The organism is Amycolatopsis acidiphila (assembly GCF_021391495.1).
In the GTDB taxonomy this organism is placed as follows: domain Bacteria; phylum Actinomycetota; class Actinomycetes; order Mycobacteriales; family Pseudonocardiaceae; genus Amycolatopsis_E; species Amycolatopsis_E acidiphila.
This window is the reverse complement of the sequence record NZ_CP090063.1, coordinates 7,797,435-7,815,100: the sequence shown is the minus strand read 5'-3', so window position 1 is coordinate 7,815,100 and position 17,666 is coordinate 7,797,435. Positions and strand designations below refer to the sequence as shown.

Sequence of the window (17,666 nt, the reverse complement as noted above, 5' to 3'; positions counted from 1 at the left end):
GATTGGTTCACTCCTTCCTCTGGCCGTGACGGGCCGGGTTTGTGGTCGGCATGGGGCCGACGAGGCGTTCGCAGTCGGGGCACGATTGGTACGGCAGGGTGCTGCCCGCCCAGGGCGTCACGGGCGCTCCGCAGGCGGCCCACAGCACGATGACGCCGCCGAAGTCGGTGGCGCGTTGGTTGTCGGGGATGGCGTGGTAGAGCGGCCGGAACACTCCCGGCAGCCACGGCACACCGTCGGCCGACACGCCCAGCGCCGGTTCAGGCAGCCTCGTCGTCCTCGGGCGGTGTGGCCGCGTCCGGGTTGAACCACACCAGTCGGGCGCGGATGTGGCTACCGAGGTTGAAGAAGCGCAGCGCGTCCTCCGGCGCGCGTAGCCTGCCCTGCACGCCGCGCGCCACGATCTCGGCGTGGCCGTCGTCGAACGCGATGCCCCACGCGGCGATCCGCCCGTCCACGCGCTCGCCGTACTCCTGCACGATGGCGAACAGGCGGGGTGCCTCGTCGGCGACCATGTTTTCCAGGATCGCGGCGAATCCCGGTTCGTCGCTCAACGGCGTCAGCCCTGACGGGTCGGGAACGACCTGGTCCAGCAGGTGACGGTGTTTCGGCAGCTCACGCGCGGGTTCGGCGGCCTGTTGCTCGTCCGAGCGGGTCGGCGTTGCGGTGGTCATGACGTGCCTCCAATTGGTTGCCGGTTGTGGGCAGGGTCAGTGCGGGCATCGGGTCAGCCATCCATCTGCCAGCGCTGGTCGTCGGGGATCTGGGCGCCGTAGAGCACCAGGCAGGCGGGGCAGAACACGCGCGGCGCGGTGCGCTCGGCGTGCCGTGCGGGCACGGAGTGGTCACAGATGGCCTGGTAGAACGTGCGCCGCGGGTCGGCGAGCTGCGCGGTGGGAAAGGCGTGCCAGGTGGCGTCGTAGGCCGACATGAGCCAGTCCACGGCGAGGGGCGGGGTCGTCATCGGCCACCGCCTGGCTCGTCGGGCTCGCCTGAGGCGTCGGGTGCGGCGTAGGGGCGGAGCAGGTCGCCGGAGGGCGGATTGGCGCTGGTGAGCAGCCAGTCGAGGGCGTTGATGGCGTGACCGGAGTGGTGCTCGATCACCGGGCCGTGCTCGGTGGGGTTCTGGTAGTCGAAGGTGGCTTCGGCGCGGACGGCGTGGGCGAGTCCGTTGGGGCGCAGCGCGAGGTATTCCACGTATCCGGCGCGCACTCGCCACAGGCGGGTGCCGATCAGCTCGCCGTCGTCGGCCACGTCGGGCAGGGGACGGAACCCAGCGGAGCGCAGGCGTCTGCCCAGCTCGCGGGCGGCTCGCGCGGACAGCGGGCTCACGGCTGTCGCTCCTGGCGGGCGCGGCGGGCGGCGATCCGGCCGTCGACCCGCGCGTGGTAGATCGCGGCGATCAACCGGACGACGAACACCGTGGCCGCGATGACCAGCACGACGACCTGCCCGGCGGGACTCATGCGCTGGCCCGCACGGTCGGGACGGCGTGCTGGTGCTCCTCGCGTGTCGGGGGCTGGTCCAGCGCGAACACCGCGTCACGCAGCGCGGCGCGCAGGCGACCGGCCTGCAACGGCTCCAACACGGCGACCTCGCCGGGCGGGAAGACCAGCGCCACCCGGTCATCGTCGGTGGGCAGCACCAGGATTTCCCGGCGTCGGTCGGCGACATCCCGGCACGCCGCCACCCACTGACCAGGCTTGCGTCGCGTTCGCCACATGACCGCTCTCCGCTCGCCGCACCGATCCGCGCGGGTGCGGGTCGGCTGGTGGTACCGGCGAAGCCGGGCCAGGTCGGGGGTCCGGCCCGGCCCCGCCGGGGCTTCGGCGTCGGACAGCCGCAGCGCGGCTGCTCACCCGCGCGTTGGCGTCCCGTCCGCCTTGTGTACCGTCTCCATGTCGGCACCACCGTAACCTAGCTTGTATATATACAATGATCTATACATCCATTGGGTGGACCTGGTGTTATGTGACTCGATGGATGCGACACTGTGTGTGATCTGGCAGGCATACGGGAGGGCATCAGTGGCCGACCATCGCGCAGACCCGTCCGCGTTGCGTTTCCTGATCGGGCATGACCTGAAGGTCGCCCGTGAGCGCGCGAACCTGAAGCAGACCGAAGCGGCCAAGGTGCTCGGTTGCAGCCAGGCAAAGATCAATTACCTGGAGACCGGGAAGACACAGCAGAAACCCGACGAGGTCACCGCGTTGCTCCGGGCGTACGACGCGGACGTGGAGCACGTCGACCGCATGGCGTCGTTGGCGGCGCGTGCCGATCAGGGCACCTGGTGGGCACCGTTCAGCGACGTACTGCCCAACTGGTTCAAGATCTTCGTCGGGCTCGAAGGGCTCGCCGCCGCCGAGTTCTCCTACGAGTCGCTGTTGCTGCCCGGCCAACTTCAGACGCCTGACTACGCCGCCGCGCTGCTGGTGGGCAACCTCCGCGTCCCGCCGATGGACGCCCAGCAGGTCGTGCGCGCCGAGCAATTGTCAAGATCTGTGGATGAAGATCTTTTAGGCTGCTGCGGGTTGGGTGTGGTCGTCGGGTCGTTCGACGAGTTGTCCGTTCTCGAAGCGGGCTCCGGCGCGGACGAGCGCGACGAGGTGGGGTGCGTTCACCGCGCGCCAGCGGGCCTGTGCTGACTCAATGAGCTTGAACGCCATCGCGAGCCCGGCGGCGCGCGAGCCTGGCCCTTTGGTGACCTTGGTGCGGTGCCGCACGGTGGCGAAGGTCGACTCGATCGGGTTGGTGGTGCGCAGATGCACCCAGTGCTCGGCCGGAAAGTCGAAGAACGCGAGCAGCACGTCAATGTCCTCGGTGATCTTCGCGACCGCCTTGGGGAACTTCGCGCCGTAGGCGGCGTCGAAGGCCTTCACCGCGTCCAGCGCGTGCCGCTTGTCCTCGGCGTTCCAGATCTCCGCGAGGGCCTTCTTCGCACCGGGGTGCGCCGACTTCGGGAGAGCGGACAGCACATTGGCGATCTTGTGGAACCAGCAGCGCTGCTCGCGGGTTTCAGGGAACACCTCGCGCAGCGCGCCCCAGAACCCCAGCGCGCCGTCCCCGGCGGCCAGTACCGGGGCACGCATCCCGCGGCGCTTGCAGTCCCGAAGCAGATCCGCCCAAGACTCGGTGGACTCGCGGTAGCCATCGGCCAAGGCGACGAGTTCCTTGCGGCCGTCGGCGCGCACCCCGATCATCACCAGAAGACACAGTTTCGCCTCCTCCAGGCGGATGTTGACGTGGATCCCGTCTGCCCACAGATACACGAAGTCCACAGTGGACAGATCACGCTGGGCGAACGCGCGCTGCTCGGCCTTCCACTGCTCGGTCAGCTTCGTGATCACCGCCGACGACAAGCCCTTCGCCGAGCCCAGGAACTGCCCCAGCGCGGGCACGAAATCCCCGGATGACAGGCCGTGCAGGTAGAGCAGCGGCAGTACCTCGGTGATCTTCGGGGTCTTACGCGCCCACGGCGGCAGGATCGCCGAGGAGAACCGCATCCGCTCACCAGTCTCGGGATCGGTGCGCTTGTCGTTGACCCGCGGCGCCGTCACCTCGACCGCGCCCGCCGAGGTGAGCACCTCACGCGGCTGGTGGTAGCCGTTACGCACGACCAGGCGGTGGCCGCGCTCGTCACGCTCGCCGGCGAACCGCGCGATGTAGGCGTCCACCTCGGCCTGCAGAGCCTCGGCCAGCATCCGACACGCGCCCTCACGCACGATCTCATCAATCAACGACCGCGAGCCGACAGGAGCGCCGTCATCGCCAGCGGCAGGGTCAGGGACTACGGTGAGCATCGGGTCGTACCTTCCCGGCCGACGTTGGCGCGTCGGCCATGCTTGGAACCTTCAACCGGTCACCGGGAAGGTACGCCCCCTCCCGGCCATCCACAGATTCCAAGCATTGCTCGACCCAGGCACGGGGCCTGGTCAAACGGCTGGTCGTCCTGGCCAAGGCGGCGAACGAGACGTGTTGGACGCGGGCCTTGCCCAGGCGGACGGGCTCGTCCGGACCGGATTCCGGCTCTGGCACAAAGTCCGGTGCGCCACGAGGCGCTGATGTGTCGGATGGAGGTGGAAGACCGTCCATCGCTGGGTCGTCGTAGCGGCCTGGTGCAGCTGGAGGCAGCCTGAACCGGGGGTCGCCGGGGAGGGTGGGAGCAGCCTCGACGAAGTCGCGTCGGTCCAGCACTGCCGGATGGGCCGGGCGCGGTGAGCGAGACGGGAAGGTATACGCGAGAAACCGGTGTTGTTACGCCTCTTCATGGGCCGCCAGCTCGAACCCGGTGGATCTGGGCTGGTTCGCGGTGCGCACCCGCCCCTCATTTCGGGTGGGGAACTTCTGGTCGGGTATCGAATGCCTGGGCTGGGAGGTCACGGCGAAGGACTACGGCGTAGCAACGGTTATCTTGAGCTTTCGATTTGATCCCGGCTGTGACCTGGGCGGCCACGTCGTGAACGGTGTCGCCGACGCGGCCGCCGCTGGTAGTGGGATCCCTGTCAGCAGGGCCCGATCGTTACCGAAGAGCGACGTCGTTTGCCGGGAGCAGTCGGGTCGCTGGCGTCGGGTGTATGACGAAGCTGGCCGAGGGCGTGGGCCAGTTGGCGCCGCAGGCGCTGGTTTTCCTCTGCGAGTTCACGGTTTCGTTTGAGTGCAGCATCGAGCCTGGCCAGGGCCGAGGACTCGGTCGTGCGTTGGCTGGCCGGGATCGGCGGCGTGGGCGTGCGTCCCGTGGCCTCGCGGAGGCGCTCGATCTCGGCCCGGATGTCGGGCTGGGCGTAGAGCCAGGACCGGGAGACTGCAGCCGCAGTGGCGACAGTGTGGAAGGTGACCGGCGTGCCGGCATGGTCGAGTTCGCGTAGTGCTTGGATCGCTTTGGCCCGTGTCAACTCGTGGCGCCGCCGGGCGGCGGCGATGATCGGCTTAGTGTTGTCAGGACGCATCGGCGGCCGCCTCTTGCTGGCCGGGATCGTCGACCTCAAGCGTGGTGATGATCTTCTCCAAGTTGTCGGCGACCTGCCGGTTCATCTCCGCCTGCCGGGTGTGGCCGCGGGCCTCGGCCGCGGAGATGATCTGAAGGACTTCTTGATGGTGGTGCCGGTGCTGGGGCAGGAACTCGGCGGTCGTGACGAACATCGGGCATGTCAAACAAGCATTGGCATGCGGGCAGGTCTTGACCAGCGGCAACGAGCAGTAGCCGTTGGGCAGGGCCTGGGTGGCGCGGCCGATGCGTTGCTTGGCCCAGGCCGCCTCGGCCATCGGGCCGTCCGGGGCGAGGGTGACGGTTTGGCCGGTCGCGTTGACCTTGCGAGCCTTTTCCCAGTGCCGGCGGATTGTGGTGTCGGCCAGCCGGGCGTAGTGGGCCGTCATGGCATGAGAATCGTGATCGAGTATGCGTCGGACGACTTCTTGAGGGACGTCGAGGTTGATCAACCGGGTTCCGAGTGAGTGTCGGTATTGGTGCGGGGTGACATGGACAGGGTTGCCGTGGGCGTCGCGGATGTCGCAGCGGCGCAGCCATTCGGCCAGCGCGTGCTGGTAGCCGGAGTGGCTGGCGCGCTTGCTGCCGTCGGGGTTGGCTCTGGAGCGGGGAAAGAGCACTGGGATCCGGTTCGGCCAGCAGTCGCTGACTTTTCGTCGCTGCTTGATGATCTGGGCTTCGAGTTCCTCATCGATGGGCACGAGGGCCTCGCGTTTCATTTTGTGGTTGACGTAGCGCAGGTAGGGGGCGTTGTCGGCGTCGTGGACGACGCAGTCGACGGCCAGGCGCAGGGTGTCACCAAGCCGGAGCCCGCAGCGGATGAGGATGAGGGTGATCAGCCGACGGTCGGGGTCGTTCCACTGATTGAGGTTGTGGGGATCTTCCAGTTGCGTCATGACGTGTTCGGCCAGCGCCCGGGGAAGCAACTGCCCCTTCTTGGGGAAGTCCTCGCTGTGGAGCGTCGCATTCGCGGGCAGCGATTCATCCCACCCGTGCCGGCGGATGGCTTGCAGGAACAGGTGCAGCTGGCTGATGCGTTCGCCGTGGATCTTCTTGCCGGCCAGCTCGGTGTGCAGGTCGGCCAGGTAGCGTTCCAGCAGGGGCCGGTCGACCTGGGCGAGCCGGTCGACACCGACGGCGGGCGAGGTCAGGAACCGGCTGAAGCTGGTGAGCGCGAGCGCGGCCTTGGTGGCCGATCCGGTGCCGAGGCCGCTGCTCAGCCGCCACCGGATCCACCGCTTGGCCAGTTCTTTGAGCCAGGTCTGGCTGATCTGGTCGAACCGCACCGTCGCGGGCCCCTCCTCGACCCCTAGGTTGCGCAGCCGCCAGACGTCACGGCGGTACTCGACGTCCCAGCCTCGGCCGAGATGCGACTCCTCGACCTTGCGGCGCGCATAGATGAGCAGCGCGCGACCGGAGTCGCCGTTGGAGAACCGTGCTCGCTTGGGGAATCGTTGCTTCCACGCCTGTAGCCAAGCGTGTTCGTCGTGGTCCAGCAGCGAGGAAACCTCGGTGGCGGCGAGGAAGTTGACCACGACCTGCACCGCGCTCGGCGCGATCCGGATCGCTGCATCGTCGTGCCGGCACTGCAAGGCGTACTGCGTCTCCAGTCGCAGATGCGCGTCCAGTTCGCGCAGGTCGATGCGCTCGTGGCCGGGTGTGGAGTCGTTCTCGTAGCCGCGGGCGTAGTCGTCGATGTCCGGCCGGCCTTGTTCTTTCCAGCGGATGCCGTGCGTCAGGCAGAACGGCAAGTCCGCATGGACCCATAGGTCGCAGTAGGCGATCCGGCATGTCGCCGGCGGATCGGGCTCCACTACCGGCGGCAGCGCGGCCACCCACTGGTTGAGGTCGGACTGGCCCGACCGCTGCCAGGCGTAGTGGTGGCGCGTGCACAGCCCCCGTTCCTTCCGTCCCCTGAGGCAGCCCGGAATCCGGCACGACGCCAAGGGCTGGTGACCCTTCATCCTCGGGTCGGTAGTGGCGATGAAGTGGCCCAGGTCTGGCTTTCCTTCGCGCCGCCAACGGCTGTCATGGCCGAAGCACAACCCTCGGATACGACCCGTGCGCCCGCATCCCGTTACCCGGCAAGGCTTTCCACCCAAGACAGGATCGTCCGGGCCGAACGCCAGAATCTCTGCTCTGAACTCCGGTCGGACCGCGGCGACCAGCTTCTCCAGCAGGCCTGGACGCACCGCGCCGACGGGCGTCACCTTGGACGTGGTCACCAGCTCACCTCGCGCCCCGTGAACCAGCCGGCCTTCTCCAACTCCCGCCGGGCGTCCTCGGCCGTGAGGTGCCCATAGACGGAAAGCGTGGTGGTCACAGAGGAATGACCGAGGAGTTTGGACACGACCTCGATCGGGACTCCGTCGCGCAACATCCTGGTCGCCGCCGAATGCCGGCACCAATGCGGGTCGAACGCGATCCCCGTTCGCCGCCGTAGTCGTCGCACCAGGTCATAGACTGCCGGGTAGGACCATGGGTGCCCCAGGGGCTGGGCCCACAAGTTGATGAACACGTAGTCCGAGTCCAGATCGCCATACTGCGCAGTGCAGATAGTCGCCCCACAACCGGATCAGTTCCGCCGACACCGGGATGGTGCGCTGCTCGCGCGACTTCGACCGCGCGCCGTTGTCGTTGATCCGCGGCACGATCGTCACCTCGCGTTCAGCCGCGGCGATGTCGGCGTGCCGAAGCCCCAACGCTTCGCCGACGCGAACGCCGCTGTCCCACAACAACGCAAGCAGGAAGCGATCCCGCAGTCGACCGCAGGCGTCCATGATGGACTGCATCTCCGCCACTGTCAGGACGCGAGGGAGCTTCTTCTCGGCCCGCAGCGAGATCGCCCGCCGAGGCTGGGGTTTGCCCTTGCTGATGTGGTGCAGGAACGGCTTCCACCCGCCCCGGCGGCCCGGTAGCTGCCAGGTGGTCAGCAGCTCGCCGACGTCCACGCCGTTGCGCGCTTGGTAGGTGTAGAACGCCGCCAGCGCCGAGAGCTTCCGGTTGACCGTGGACGCCGTCACGTGCGGCTGGACCGACGGCAACACGGCCACGTGGCCGTCGCGGCCGGCCGGCGGCAGCCGCAGCCACGCGACGTATTCACCGATGTCTTCCAACCGGGTCTCCCGCCAGTCCAACCCGCGCTGCCACAGAAAGACCCAGTAGTCCTTCAAATCATGGGCGTACGCCTTGACGGTGTTCGGGGATCGCTCGATGTCGGTCAGGTAGGTCAGATACCGCTCGATCGGCTCGACCTGGATACCGTCCTCGTTCAGGACGGTCCAGGATGGAACCCGGGACGCGGGCATCGCCACGCGCTGAACGTGCACAACTCCTCCAACGTGATCAACGTGATAGACGAGCCGGAGATAACCACGTCCACCAGGTCGATCACGCCGCCCCACGAACCCGTGGCGCACATGGAAGACACACGTTCAGCAGCTCAAGATAACAACGGAAATGTGCTTCAGCTGGACCTTCGCGGCCAGCAGCCCTCCGGGGCGGTAGGCCAGTTCAAGGGCCAGGGTTCGGCGCATGGCGCGCATGGTGACGTTGTCCTCGGGGATGGAAGCCAGTCCGAGTCGGCGACCAGTGGGACCATTCACCCAGTTGCGGAACCATCGATAGCGGACGTCGAAGGCGAACCGTCCGAACAACAGGGCGCCGGACTGGGGATCGTCCAGGAGTTGCTCGGCCAGGCCGGCGGCCAGGTAGGCCGGTTCGACGACGACCCACTCGTCCTCGACGCCGCCCAGCGGCTTGCCCTTGACGACGCGGCTGGCCAGCCGGTAGCGCACCAGCCCCGGTGCGTGTTCTTGCGGGGGCTGGCGGCAGCCGGCCCGCAGCTCCATCAGCTCGCTCGAGCGCATCCCGCTGGTCAGGGTGATCGTGATGATTGCCGCGGTGCGGACTGCACCCAGTAACGTGCGTGCCTCGGCGTCATGCAAGGGAAGAGTCCAGGGGACCGTCTCGTTGTCGTTGTTGGCGAGAGGAACGTGTGTGGCGTTGCGTCCCAAGGGTTTCTCTGCCCCGACGACGTCGAGCGTCGACTCGATCACATCGCGCAGCGTGCGCGTCCAGCTCGGGTTGAAGACGACGTAGCCGGCTTGCCTGGCCAAATTGTCGAGCGCGAGCGGGGTCAGCGGGTCGTTGACGGACCAGCCCGCGTCCACGCGCTCGGCGACGATATGGTCGGGAAGCAACGGCAACGGTCGACGGGCCTGCCGGTATTCGCTGAGGACGCGGGCGAATCCCTTTCGAGATTCTGGGGGTTGTTTGCGGAGGTCATGGGCGGGGTCTCGGCGACGCTTCCACTGGCGTTGCTCGCGCATCTGAGCGGTGAGTTCGGCCGTGCGCGGGCCGATCACGGTCACCAGGTAGAGCGCTGCGGCCAGCAGAGGTTGCAGCACTCGATCGTCCAGTGGCGGGGTGGTGTTGCCGTCCCGGCCGGATCGCATCTCGGCGACGGCCGATGGAGAAGCGCCCGACCAAGGCCGCAGGTCCGCCCGGACCCGATCAGTGGTGAACAGCTCCCGATAGTTGAGCAAGTCGACGACCGTCTGCGCAGCGGCTCGGCGGACGGCGGGACTGCGATCACCGACAACGACACCGTCCGCGTCACGAACGTAGCGGCGGTGGGCCAGGTATGCCGCGCAGCAGTCCTCGTCGACCTCGTCGAGGCTGACGATGCCGTACTTGGCGAGCCAGGTGAACCACCGGGTCAGCTCGGCCAGTCGTCCGTGGCAGGTCTGTGGGTGCAGCGGTGTGCGCAGGGCGCGCGGCAGCACCGCGACGGCTTCGTGTCGAGGCGCAAGCAGGGCCAGGGACCAGTTCCTTGGCAACCAGCCGCCAGCGGGCGTCGGCGATGAGGGTGAAGTCGAACCGGCGGCGGGCCGGCGTCATCTGCACCCGTAGACCGATGACCTCGGTGAAATCCCAGACGTCCTCATCGAAAACCGGTCCCGTGGTTCTCACCGGCAATGCCAGACCCGCTTCGACGCAGACAGTCGCTCCCGCGAAGACTGAACGCGTTTGGTCACTGATGCTCCTATGGTTTGTCAAGCGGTAGCTGGAAGTTCGTGGTCGGGGGCGTGCAGTGTGGTGATGACTTTGTAGATCTCGCGGGCGAGGTAGCGTTTGAGGCAGCGAAGGATGTCCTTTGTGGATAGTTGTTGCTGGGCGCGGCGGTCGCGGTAGGCGCGGGTTCTGGGGCAGGTGGCCAAGCGTGTGCAGGCGATCAGGTGCAGGGCGCGGTTGGCTTGGCGGTCGCCGCCGCGGGACAGGCGGTGGCGGTGGGTCTTGCCGCTGGAAGCGGGGATTGGGGCGGTGCCGCAGAGAGCGGCGAAGGCGGCCTCGGATCCGATTCGGTCGGGGTTGTCGCCGGCGGTGATCAGGAGCTGGGCGGCGGTCTCGTAGCCCACGCCGTGGATGGCGATCAGCCGGGGACAGGCCCGTTCAACCAGCGGCCGCAGCTGGGCATCCAGATCAGCGATCTCGGTGGTCAGGTTGCGGTGGCGGCGGGCCAAGGCGCGTAGCGCCACCCGGGCAGCTGCCTGCGGGCTGGCCGGGTCGCCTGCCGGGCGCAAGCGCAGGCATGCCTCAACCAGGCCGACCGCGCCGAGGCCGCGTAGCCGGTCGCGCAGGTCGGCTGGGGCGGTCACCAGCAGCGACCGTAGCTCGTTCATCGCGGCCGTACGGGATTTAACCGCGCCGGCGCGGGTGGTGTGCAGGGTGCGGATTGCCTCCACGATTCCGCTGCCCGCCTTGGGAATGGCCGTGGCCCGGCCGGCGAGCACGGCCTCGGCGGCGGCGTAGGCATCGAGCGGGTCGGACTTGCCCTTCGCGCGGCGCTGGCGGCGGTCGGGCCGGTTGACCTCGACAACCGTCACGTCCGTGCTGGCCAGGTGGCGCGCCAGGCCCGCCCCGTAAGAACTGGTGCCCTCCACGCCGACCGCGTGCAGTCTGCCGTGTGAGCGCAGCCAGCTCAGCAGCTGGTCGTATCCCCGCTGGGTGGCGGGGAACTCCGCATCGGCCACCCGCGCGCCGTTGAGCAGCACCACCGCCGCGTGATGGGTGTCGCCGTGGGTGTCCACCCCACCGGCAATCCTGCGCTTGCTGGGCTTTTTCATCTGACCGCGTTGTGCCATCCTGGGGCCTGTCGCCTTCCTGCGGGACGTTCCGGGCAAGGCGGCACGCGCCGGACGGCTGGGCGGACAAACCAGTGATGGGCGGTCGCAAGCTCCTATCAAGTCACGTCCCGGCCCTCCGGCGCGTACCAAGCAGACGCCCCGGCAAGGCCGACAGATCGGGGCGAAGACACTCCCATTCGAGGTCAGGGTTTGATCGAGTCAGACCCCGCCGGTGACGTCTGCCCCGCAAGTCTCACTGGGTTTGATGGAGACTCCACGTGTGAGTGGAGAATATGATCATGGGACGGTCGTCGAGGTACCCGCGTGAGCTGCGTGAACGCTCGGTTGCGTTGGTGTTTGAGCAGGTGGGGCAGTATTCGTCGCAGTGGGACGCGATCCGGTCGATCGCGGAGAAGGTGGGGGTGACGGCGGAGACGCTGCGCCGGTGGGTGCGCCAGGCGGAGGCGGGTGCCGGGGAGCGACCGGGGCCGACGAGCGCGGAGGCGGAGCGGATTCGTGAGCTTGAACGCGAAAACCGAGAATTGCGTCGGGCGACGGAGATTTTGAAAGCGGCGTCGATTTTCTTCGCGTCAATGTCATGATCTTGGTGTCCGGCAGGGTTCGCTCGTTTCTTCGCTGCCCCAGGCGACTGGTGGCTTGTCCTGATGTGCGGCCCCGCCGGACACCCGCTGGGCGAGGATGTGGCTTCATAGGAGCGCGCCGCAGGCCCGATTGACGCGTGCCCGCCTCGCCCGATGGTGTCATCGGTCTGCGAGGAAAGGGAACCCGGGTTGAGCATGGTCGTGATCGGTGTGGATGCGCACAAACGCAGCCACACGCTGGTAGCCGTTGACGGGATCGGCCGGAAGCTGGCCGAGCGGACGGTCGGCACCACCAGCGAGGACCACTTGAAGATTGTGGAATGGGCCGGCCAGTGGCCGAACGCGCGCTTCGCGGTCGAGGATTGCCGGCATGTCACACGCAGGCTGGAACGTGACTTGCTGAGCGCCGGGTGCGCGGTGGCGCGGGTGCCCACCCATCTGATGGCCGCGTCCCGTCGCAGCGGGCGCGCGCCCGGGAAGTCCGACCCGATCGATGCGTTGGCAGTGGCGCACGCGGCTCTGCGCGAGCCAGACCTGGCCGTCGCGCAGCTGGATGGGCCGACTCGCGAGGTGAAGCTGCTGGTCGACTACCGCCACAACCTCGTCGAGCAGCGCACGGAGCTGATCAATCGGTTGCGCTGGCACCTGCACGAAATCGACCCGAACTTGCATGTCCCCGCGCGTGGTCTGCGCCGTTACTGCGTCATCGATGAGTTGGCCCGCCGCCTGGCCGGCCGCGACGGTCTTGTGGCGCGCATCGCCCGCGAACTGCTGGCTCGCTGCCGGGAGCTCACGATGCAGATCAACGCCCTGGAGCGTGAACTGCGTGACCGGGTGCGCGTCCTGGCGCCCACGCTGCTGGAAGTCCCCGGCTGCGGGGTTCTGGGCGCCGCGGTTATCCTTGGGGAAACGGCTGGGGCGCAACGGTTTCGCTCGAAGGACGCTTACGCCCGGTTCAGTGGAACCGCCCCGATCCCCGTCTGGTCGGGCAGCAGCTCTGGCAAGGTCCGGCTCAATCGCGGCGGCAACCGCACCATCAACTGCGCCCTGCACATGATCGCCATCACCCAGGTTCGAGGCATCGGACCGGGCAAGGACTACGTCGACAAGCTCCTCGCGCGCGGCAAGACCCGCAAAGAGGCCATCCGCCTGCTCCGGCGACGGCTCTCCGACGTTGTGTTCCGCGCACTTCTGGCCGACGAGCACCGTGCCGCGCCGGCCAAGCGGCCGACCACAACCGAATCTGCACCGCTGCCGCAGGCGGCTTGACATAGGGGCTTGACATAGGAGCATCAGGGAGCTCGACCCTCGACAGTCACGCTCGTAACGTTCATCACGGAATGCAAGGACCGGTTCGGAGTCGAGCCGATCTGTACCACGCTGACCGAGTTCGGTGTGAAGATCGCTCCGTCCACTTACTATGCGGCTTTGACGCGCCCGAAGTCGGCGCGGGAGGTGCGTGATGAGGAATTGAAGAAGGAAATCCAGCGCGTGTATGACGAGAATTACCAGGTTTACGGCGCCCGGAAGATTTGGCGGGAATTGCGGCGTGAAGGCGTCGCGGTGGGGCGGTGCCGGGTGGAGCGGCTCATGCGGAACATGGGCCTGGCCGGCGCTGTTCGTGGGAAGACGGTCCGTACCACCGTGTCCGACAAGGACGGTGTCCGAGCCCTGGACCTGGTGAAACGCCAGTTCACGGCGGGCGCGCCGAATCGGTTGTGGGTGGCGGACTTCACCTACGTGTCCACCTGGGCGGGCACTGTGTATACCGCGTTCGGGATTGACGTGTTCTCCCGAAAAATCGTCGGGTGGACGTGCAGCATGTCCAAGGAAACAGACCTAGTCCTCGACGCCATCGACGCCATCGAAATTGGCTTGCGGGACAGATCGTACCAGTGGAAGGAAGGTGAGGACAAGCTGGTTCATCATTCTGACGCGGGCAGTCAGCTTGAGATCAATCGGTCGTCGCAACACCGGCTTGCTGGAGCGACAATAGCTGATCGTTGAGGGCTTCGGCAGGCGTCTTCCAGCCAAGTGCCTTGCGGGGCCTGCTATTGAGAGCGGCAGCAACGGCGTCGAGTTCGTCACGGCTCCAGCGGGACAGATCGGTGCCCTTGGGAAAGTACTGGCGCAGCAAGCCGTTCGTGTTCTCGTTGGTGCCGCGTTGCCAGGGACTGTGCGGGTCGGCGAAGTAGACCTTGATGCCGGTATCGATGCGCAGCCGGGCGTGCTGGGCCATCTCCTTTCCGCGATCCCACGTCAACGACCGCCGCAGCGGTTCGGGCAGCGTGGCGATGGCCGAGGCGATCGCGTCCCGGACGGCCTCGGCGCCGCGGCCGGCGAGAGCGGGACCGTTGTGCACTCGCGGTTCGACGCCGTGACCGTCCATGCGAGGCAGGTGAAGCAGCATCGTGAACCTGGTGCTCCGGTCGACCAGCGTGCCGATCGCGGAGCTGCCCACGCCGATGATCAGTCGGGTAGCGGGGACGCATTACTGCGTCCCCGCCCCTCAGAACCGTGCAAGCAGCTGTTCACCGCACACGGCTCAAGCAAGCCCCAAGGGCTCGGGGTCAGGAGAAGGCGCGGGATTTGTCGGCCTGACGGCTCCAATCCGTCGCCGACAAAGGGTGTGAAGGAGACGGAGCCTGTGATCGTCCGGCGAGTCATCGTCTGTGAAGGCGATGTACTGCTTGGAGATCGCCTTCCTGATGACGGCCCGCCACGTTTCCCATTCGTGGGGGCTTCGTGGCGGGTGATCGGCGTGCAACAGAAGTCCTCCGCAGGTCGGGCAACTGAGGTTCCCCCCGGGGAGTGGACACCGAGTTAGCAGGACGACCGTCCTGCTGGAAGGATGTCCATCATGCCTCCTCGCAAACGCCGGTCCTGCACGGCCGAGTACAAGGTCGAGGCTGCGCATCGTGTGATCGATTCCGACCGCACGATCGCCGACGTCGCCCGCGAACTGGGAATCGACCCAGGGATGTTGAGCACCTGGGTCAAAGACGAGCGGCGCAGGATCGCCGCCGCCGAGGTCCACGGGGAGAAACCCCTGGAGCCGGCCGAGCGGGCCGAGCTGGCGCGGCTGCGACGGCAGGTCGGCGAGTTGGAGAAGGACAACGCGTTCCTGGTAAAAGGTGTGCCACGAACACGAGACGCTGCGTGAAGTAGGTCAGGTAGCAGATCGTGGTGCTGTGCGGATGATGAAGGGGTTGTGGCCCTTCGGAGTCGCCCGTCGGGTGGGAGGCTCCAAACCACCTCATGCTGCGTTGGCTGACGACCGTCGTGGTGAGCGATGAGGAAAAGGTGCCCCGTTGGAGGGCGTCAGGCGGGGATCAGGAAGACGAACGTGAGTGAATCGCTGACGACGTGTCGAAATGGAAACAGATGACATCGAAACCGGGGCGTCTTTTTGGCACCGGGATAAGTCTGGCGGGGGTCCCGATTTCTGGCCAGGCGGTGTCCGGCATGGAGGCGACGTGAGCCTGATCTGCGGCGTTCGCACGGAACGTGGGAAGGCATGCCCTGATACTGCTGCTTCGGCAGCGAGAGGGAGTGCGCCAAGCAGCAAGAACTGTAAGGCGTTGAGTACCGATGCGGGGCGTGCTGGCGGACCGGCTCGTAGTAGTGGTGAAGCGCCTGTAATGGGTGTGGAGCGAAGGGGCCGGACCATTCGGGTCGCTGATGCGGTCAACCGGCAGCAGCCGGGAGGAGCCGCGTGAGTCGATCAGGGCCGTTGATGAAGCCGTTCGAAATTTCGAAATGGGCTGTGGCAAAAGCGTTTGGCAGGGTCAAGGTGAGTTTCCCCCCGTTTGGCGGACACCTGCGGTGTGGGGTCAGTGATCTTGGTCTGACCGGGTGTGCAAGGCGTCAAAGGTGACGGGGCTGTGCATCCCGATGGCGGAGTGTCTCCGTTTCGGGTTGTACCAGCATTCTATCCATTCGAATATCGCGTTGGCAAGCTGGTCGCGGGTTTCCCATTGTTTCTGGTCGAGGAGTTCGAGTTGGAGGGTTCCCCAGAACGATTCCATCATCGCGTTGATGCTCCTATAGTTGTCAAGTTGTAGATGGCAGAGGGTTCGTCTTGTGCGGCGCCACGATTATTTGATAGATTTCACGTATCAGGAACCGTTTTAGGCAGCGCATTATCTCTTTCTTGGTTTTGCCTTCTGCTGTGCGGCGGGTGACGTAGGTGATGGTGGGTTCGTGGAATCGCATGCGGACCACGAGGATGCGGTGCAGTGCGGCGTTGGCCTGCCGGTGGCCGCCTCGGTTGAGGCGGTGGCGGGACGTTTTTCCTGACGACGCGGGAATGGGGCAGGCGCCGCAGAGCTTGGCCAGGGCTGCCTCGCTGTTGATGCGGTCAGGGTTGTCGCCCACGACGATCAGCAGCTCGGACGCGGAGTCCTCGGCGATGCCGAACAGGCTGGTCAACGCGGGTGCGGCGCGGTTGGTGAGTGTGGCCAGGACGCGGTCGTGCAGGCGAGTTTCCTGGTCGAGTGCGTGGTATCGGTCGGCCAGTGCGCGCAGCGTGTAGCAGGCGGCATCGATGGGACCGCTCATCGATTCATAGCGAAGTTTCCGGCATTCTTCGATCAGCGCTTTGTCGCCGAGGGGCTCGAGAATTTCACGAAGCTCGGCTGGCGCGTTCACGATGATGGTCTTCAGCGTGATGATCGCTTGGCTGCGCGCTTTGGTCGCGGTGTCTTTCGCTATTTTGACCTGGCGGATCATCTCGACGGTACCGTCGCCAGTCTTGGGCACCGCGGTCGCGGCGCCCGACAGCACCGCACGGGCCGCGGTCTCCGCGTCGATGGTGTCGTCCTTGCCGCGCCGGTGCCGCACGCTGCGATCGGGACGGTTGACCTCGACGACCCGATGACCCGCCCGACGCAGGAACGAGGCCAGCCCAGCACCGTAGGACCCGCAGCCCTCCACGCCGAACTCGACCTCGCCCTCGTGCTCGCCCAGCTCGCACGCCCAACGCTGCAGCTGGGCGTAGCCAGCCCGGTGCGCCGGGATCGTGGTTTCGCCAATCACGGCTCCGACCTGGTTCAACGCAACAGCGACGTGGGTCTGTTTGTGGGTATCGACGCCGACGACGATGCGTGGACGAGAGGGATGGGGGATGCTTGGCACTGGCGCGTGTCCTTCCCGGGCTGCGTGGTCACGGCGCAGCCGGGCGGGCGGACAGGACTGTGATGGGACCTGCTGCGATCAGGCTCCTATGAGGTCACTGCCCACTCGGCGCGCCACCCTCTGGCGTCGCTCGAGCCGGCGGACAGATCAACGCCAGGGCACCCGCAGGGCCAGTCGTAACACGGGTCACGCCGGACTCGAGCGACGAAAGACAGTCTCACAGTCGTAGCAGTCGCCGACGGTGCCCATGGAGGCGAGCAGTCCGGCGGCGCGGAGTCGCTGTCCGAATGCCCAGGAGGTGTATTGGGAGCCGTGGTCGGAATGCAGGATCGTCGCATTGTGGTCGGGTTTGCGTCGGATGATGGCCATGCCGAGCGCGTCGGTGACGAGTTCGGTGCGCATGTGGCCGGCGATGGACCAGCCGATGATCAGCCGGGAATGGGCGTCCATGACCGCGGCGCAGTACAGTTTCCCTTCGGCAGTGGGGTGCTCCGGTGATGTCGGTGATCCACAGCCGGTCCGGCTCGGTGACGGCGAAGTGGCGGTTGACCAGGTCCGGGGCGGGTTCGGCGGCCGGGTCGCGAATGGTGGTCCGGGCTCGTTTCCGCCGGTAGAGGCCCTGGATGCCGGCCTCGCGCATGAGCCGTTCGACGCGTTGCGGTTCACCGGCAGGCCCAAGCCCAGCGTCAATTCGGCGTGGACTCGCGGTGATCCGTAGGTTTGTCGGGAATCGGCATGGATCTGCTCGACGTGTTTCAGCAGCAGCTCGTTGTCCCGGTCTCGCTCGGATTCGGCCGATCGCGCCAGTCGTAATAC

Annotated in this window: 19 protein-coding genes and 3 pseudogenes; 5 read left to right on the top strand and 17 right to left on the bottom strand. The window is 66.8% G+C overall.

Features of this window, described 5'->3' with window-relative positions; translation table 11 throughout:
- Positions 1-7: 7 nt before the first annotated feature.
- The 6 genes from LWP59_RS38400 to LWP59_RS38375 are packed head-to-tail and all read right to left on the bottom strand — an operon-like array spanning position 8 to position 1,723.
- Positions 8-247 carry a hypothetical protein gene (locus tag LWP59_RS38400; protein ID WP_233921964.1) on the bottom strand — a complete coding sequence of 80 codons (240 nt, stop codon included), beginning with the start codon at positions 245-247 and terminating at the stop codon, positions 8-10.
- 13 nt (positions 248-260) lie between these two features.
- Positions 261-674, bottom strand: coding sequence for a hypothetical protein (locus LWP59_RS40850; RefSeq protein ID WP_308431799.1), 414 nt, complete (start codon positions 672-674; stop codon positions 261-263).
- A gap of 53 nt (positions 675-727) precedes the next feature.
- Positions 728-964, bottom strand: a complete 237-nt coding sequence (locus LWP59_RS38390; protein ID WP_144639133.1) for a hypothetical protein — start codon at positions 962-964, stop codon at positions 728-730.
- Positions 961-1,332, bottom strand: coding sequence for a hypothetical protein (locus LWP59_RS38385; protein WP_144639135.1), 372 nt, complete (start codon positions 1,330-1,332; stop codon positions 961-963). Before LWP59_RS38385 ends, LWP59_RS38390 begins: the two co-directional genes overlap by 4 nt.
- Positions 1,329-1,466 carry a hypothetical protein gene (locus LWP59_RS38380; RefSeq protein WP_186383265.1) on the bottom strand — a complete coding sequence of 46 codons (138 nt, stop codon included), beginning with the start codon at positions 1,464-1,466 and terminating at the stop codon, positions 1,329-1,331. Before LWP59_RS38380 ends, LWP59_RS38385 begins: the two co-directional genes overlap by 4 nt.
- Entirely contained in the window at positions 1,463-1,723 is a 261-nt protein-coding gene (locus LWP59_RS38375) for a hypothetical protein (RefSeq protein WP_144639137.1), read from the bottom strand. Before LWP59_RS38375 ends, LWP59_RS38380 begins: the two co-directional genes overlap by 4 nt.
- Positions 1,724-1,979: 256 nt before the next feature.
- Between LWP59_RS38375 and LWP59_RS38370 the strand changes: the two are divergent.
- Positions 1,980-2,474: pseudogene (locus LWP59_RS38370) on the top strand (Scr1 family TA system antitoxin-like transcriptional regulator); the annotation flags it as partial.
- A gap of 42 nt (positions 2,475-2,516) precedes the next feature.
- On the opposite strand, the gene LWP59_RS38365 reads toward LWP59_RS38370, so the two are convergent.
- The 7 genes from LWP59_RS38365 to LWP59_RS38340 form a co-directional block, all read right to left on the bottom strand.
- Positions 2,517-3,800: an IS256 family transposase gene (locus LWP59_RS38365; protein ID WP_144639112.1), complete on the bottom strand. Its 1,284-nt coding sequence runs from the start codon at positions 3,798-3,800 to the stop codon at positions 2,517-2,519.
- 702 nt (positions 3,801-4,502) lie between these two features.
- The gene (locus tag LWP59_RS38360; RefSeq protein WP_144639114.1) at positions 4,503-4,946 is read right to left on the bottom strand and encodes a DUF6262 family protein; all 444 of its coding nucleotides are present in this window, start codon (positions 4,944-4,946) and stop codon (positions 4,503-4,505) included.
- Entirely contained in the window at positions 4,936-7,209 is a 2,274-nt protein-coding gene (locus LWP59_RS38355; protein ID WP_144639116.1) for a tyrosine-type recombinase/integrase, read from the bottom strand. Before LWP59_RS38355 ends, LWP59_RS38360 begins: the two co-directional genes overlap by 11 nt.
- Positions 7,206-7,502: a tyrosine-type recombinase/integrase gene (locus tag LWP59_RS40560; RefSeq protein ID WP_208637360.1), complete on the bottom strand. Its 297-nt coding sequence runs from the start codon at positions 7,500-7,502 to the stop codon at positions 7,206-7,208. Before LWP59_RS40560 ends, LWP59_RS38355 begins: the two co-directional genes overlap by 4 nt.
- Positions 7,441-8,403, bottom strand: a complete 963-nt coding sequence (locus tag LWP59_RS38350; protein WP_222425546.1) for a site-specific integrase — start codon at positions 8,401-8,403, stop codon at positions 7,441-7,443. Before LWP59_RS38350 ends, LWP59_RS40560 begins: the two co-directional genes overlap by 62 nt.
- 15 nt (positions 8,404-8,418) lie before the next feature.
- The gene (locus LWP59_RS38345) at positions 8,419-9,771 is read right to left on the bottom strand and encodes a hypothetical protein (RefSeq protein WP_144639118.1); all 1,353 of its coding nucleotides are present in this window, start codon (positions 9,769-9,771) and stop codon (positions 8,419-8,421) included.
- 270 nt (positions 9,772-10,041) lie between these two features.
- The gene (locus LWP59_RS38340) at positions 10,042-11,112 is read right to left on the bottom strand and encodes an IS110 family RNA-guided transposase (protein ID WP_229858590.1); all 1,071 of its coding nucleotides are present in this window, start codon (positions 11,110-11,112) and stop codon (positions 10,042-10,044) included.
- A gap of 299 nt (positions 11,113-11,411) precedes the next feature.
- On the opposite strand from LWP59_RS38340, the pseudogene LWP59_RS38335 reads away from it, so the two are divergent.
- The 3 genes and pseudogenes from LWP59_RS38335 to LWP59_RS38325 all read left to right on the top strand — a co-directional run.
- Positions 11,412-11,699: pseudogene (locus LWP59_RS38335) on the top strand (transposase); the annotation flags it as partial.
- A gap of 210 nt (positions 11,700-11,909) precedes the next feature.
- The gene (locus LWP59_RS38330; RefSeq protein WP_101434552.1) at positions 11,910-12,983 is read left to right on the top strand and encodes an IS110 family RNA-guided transposase; all 1,074 of its coding nucleotides are present in this window, start codon (positions 11,910-11,912) and stop codon (positions 12,981-12,983) included.
- A 63-nt stretch (positions 12,984-13,046) separates the two neighbouring features.
- Positions 13,047-13,721, top strand: coding sequence for an IS3 family transposase (locus LWP59_RS38325; RefSeq protein ID WP_107503638.1), 675 nt, complete (start codon positions 13,047-13,049; stop codon positions 13,719-13,721).
- On the opposite strand, the pseudogene LWP59_RS38320 reads toward LWP59_RS38325, so the two are convergent.
- Positions 13,669-14,187, bottom strand: a pseudogene (locus tag LWP59_RS38320) (IS30 family transposase); the annotation flags it as partial. The gene LWP59_RS38325 and the pseudogene LWP59_RS38320 overlap by 53 nt on opposite strands.
- Before the next feature lie 378 nt (positions 14,188-14,565).
- Here LWP59_RS38320 and LWP59_RS38315 point away from each other — a divergent pair.
- Positions 14,566-14,877, top strand: a complete 312-nt coding sequence (locus tag LWP59_RS38315; protein ID WP_101436350.1) for a transposase — start codon at positions 14,566-14,568, stop codon at positions 14,875-14,877.
- A 670-nt stretch (positions 14,878-15,547) separates the two neighbouring features.
- On the opposite strand, the gene LWP59_RS38310 is transcribed toward LWP59_RS38315, so the two are convergent.
- From LWP59_RS38310 to LWP59_RS40555, 3 genes are all read right to left on the bottom strand, one after another.
- Entirely contained in the window at positions 15,548-15,745 is a 198-nt protein-coding gene (locus LWP59_RS38310; protein WP_144639120.1) for an IS3 family transposase, read from the bottom strand.
- A gap of 22 nt (positions 15,746-15,767) precedes the next feature.
- A complete protein-coding gene (locus tag LWP59_RS38305; RefSeq protein ID WP_222425547.1) occupies positions 15,768-16,850 on the bottom strand; it encodes an IS110 family RNA-guided transposase in 1,083 nt (360 codons plus the stop codon).
- A 186-nt stretch (positions 16,851-17,036) separates the two neighbouring features.
- Positions 17,037-17,612: a DDE-type integrase/transposase/recombinase gene (locus LWP59_RS40555; protein WP_407653137.1), complete on the bottom strand. Its 576-nt coding sequence runs from the start codon at positions 17,610-17,612 to the stop codon at positions 17,037-17,039.
- Positions 17,613-17,666 lie beyond the last annotated feature (54 nt).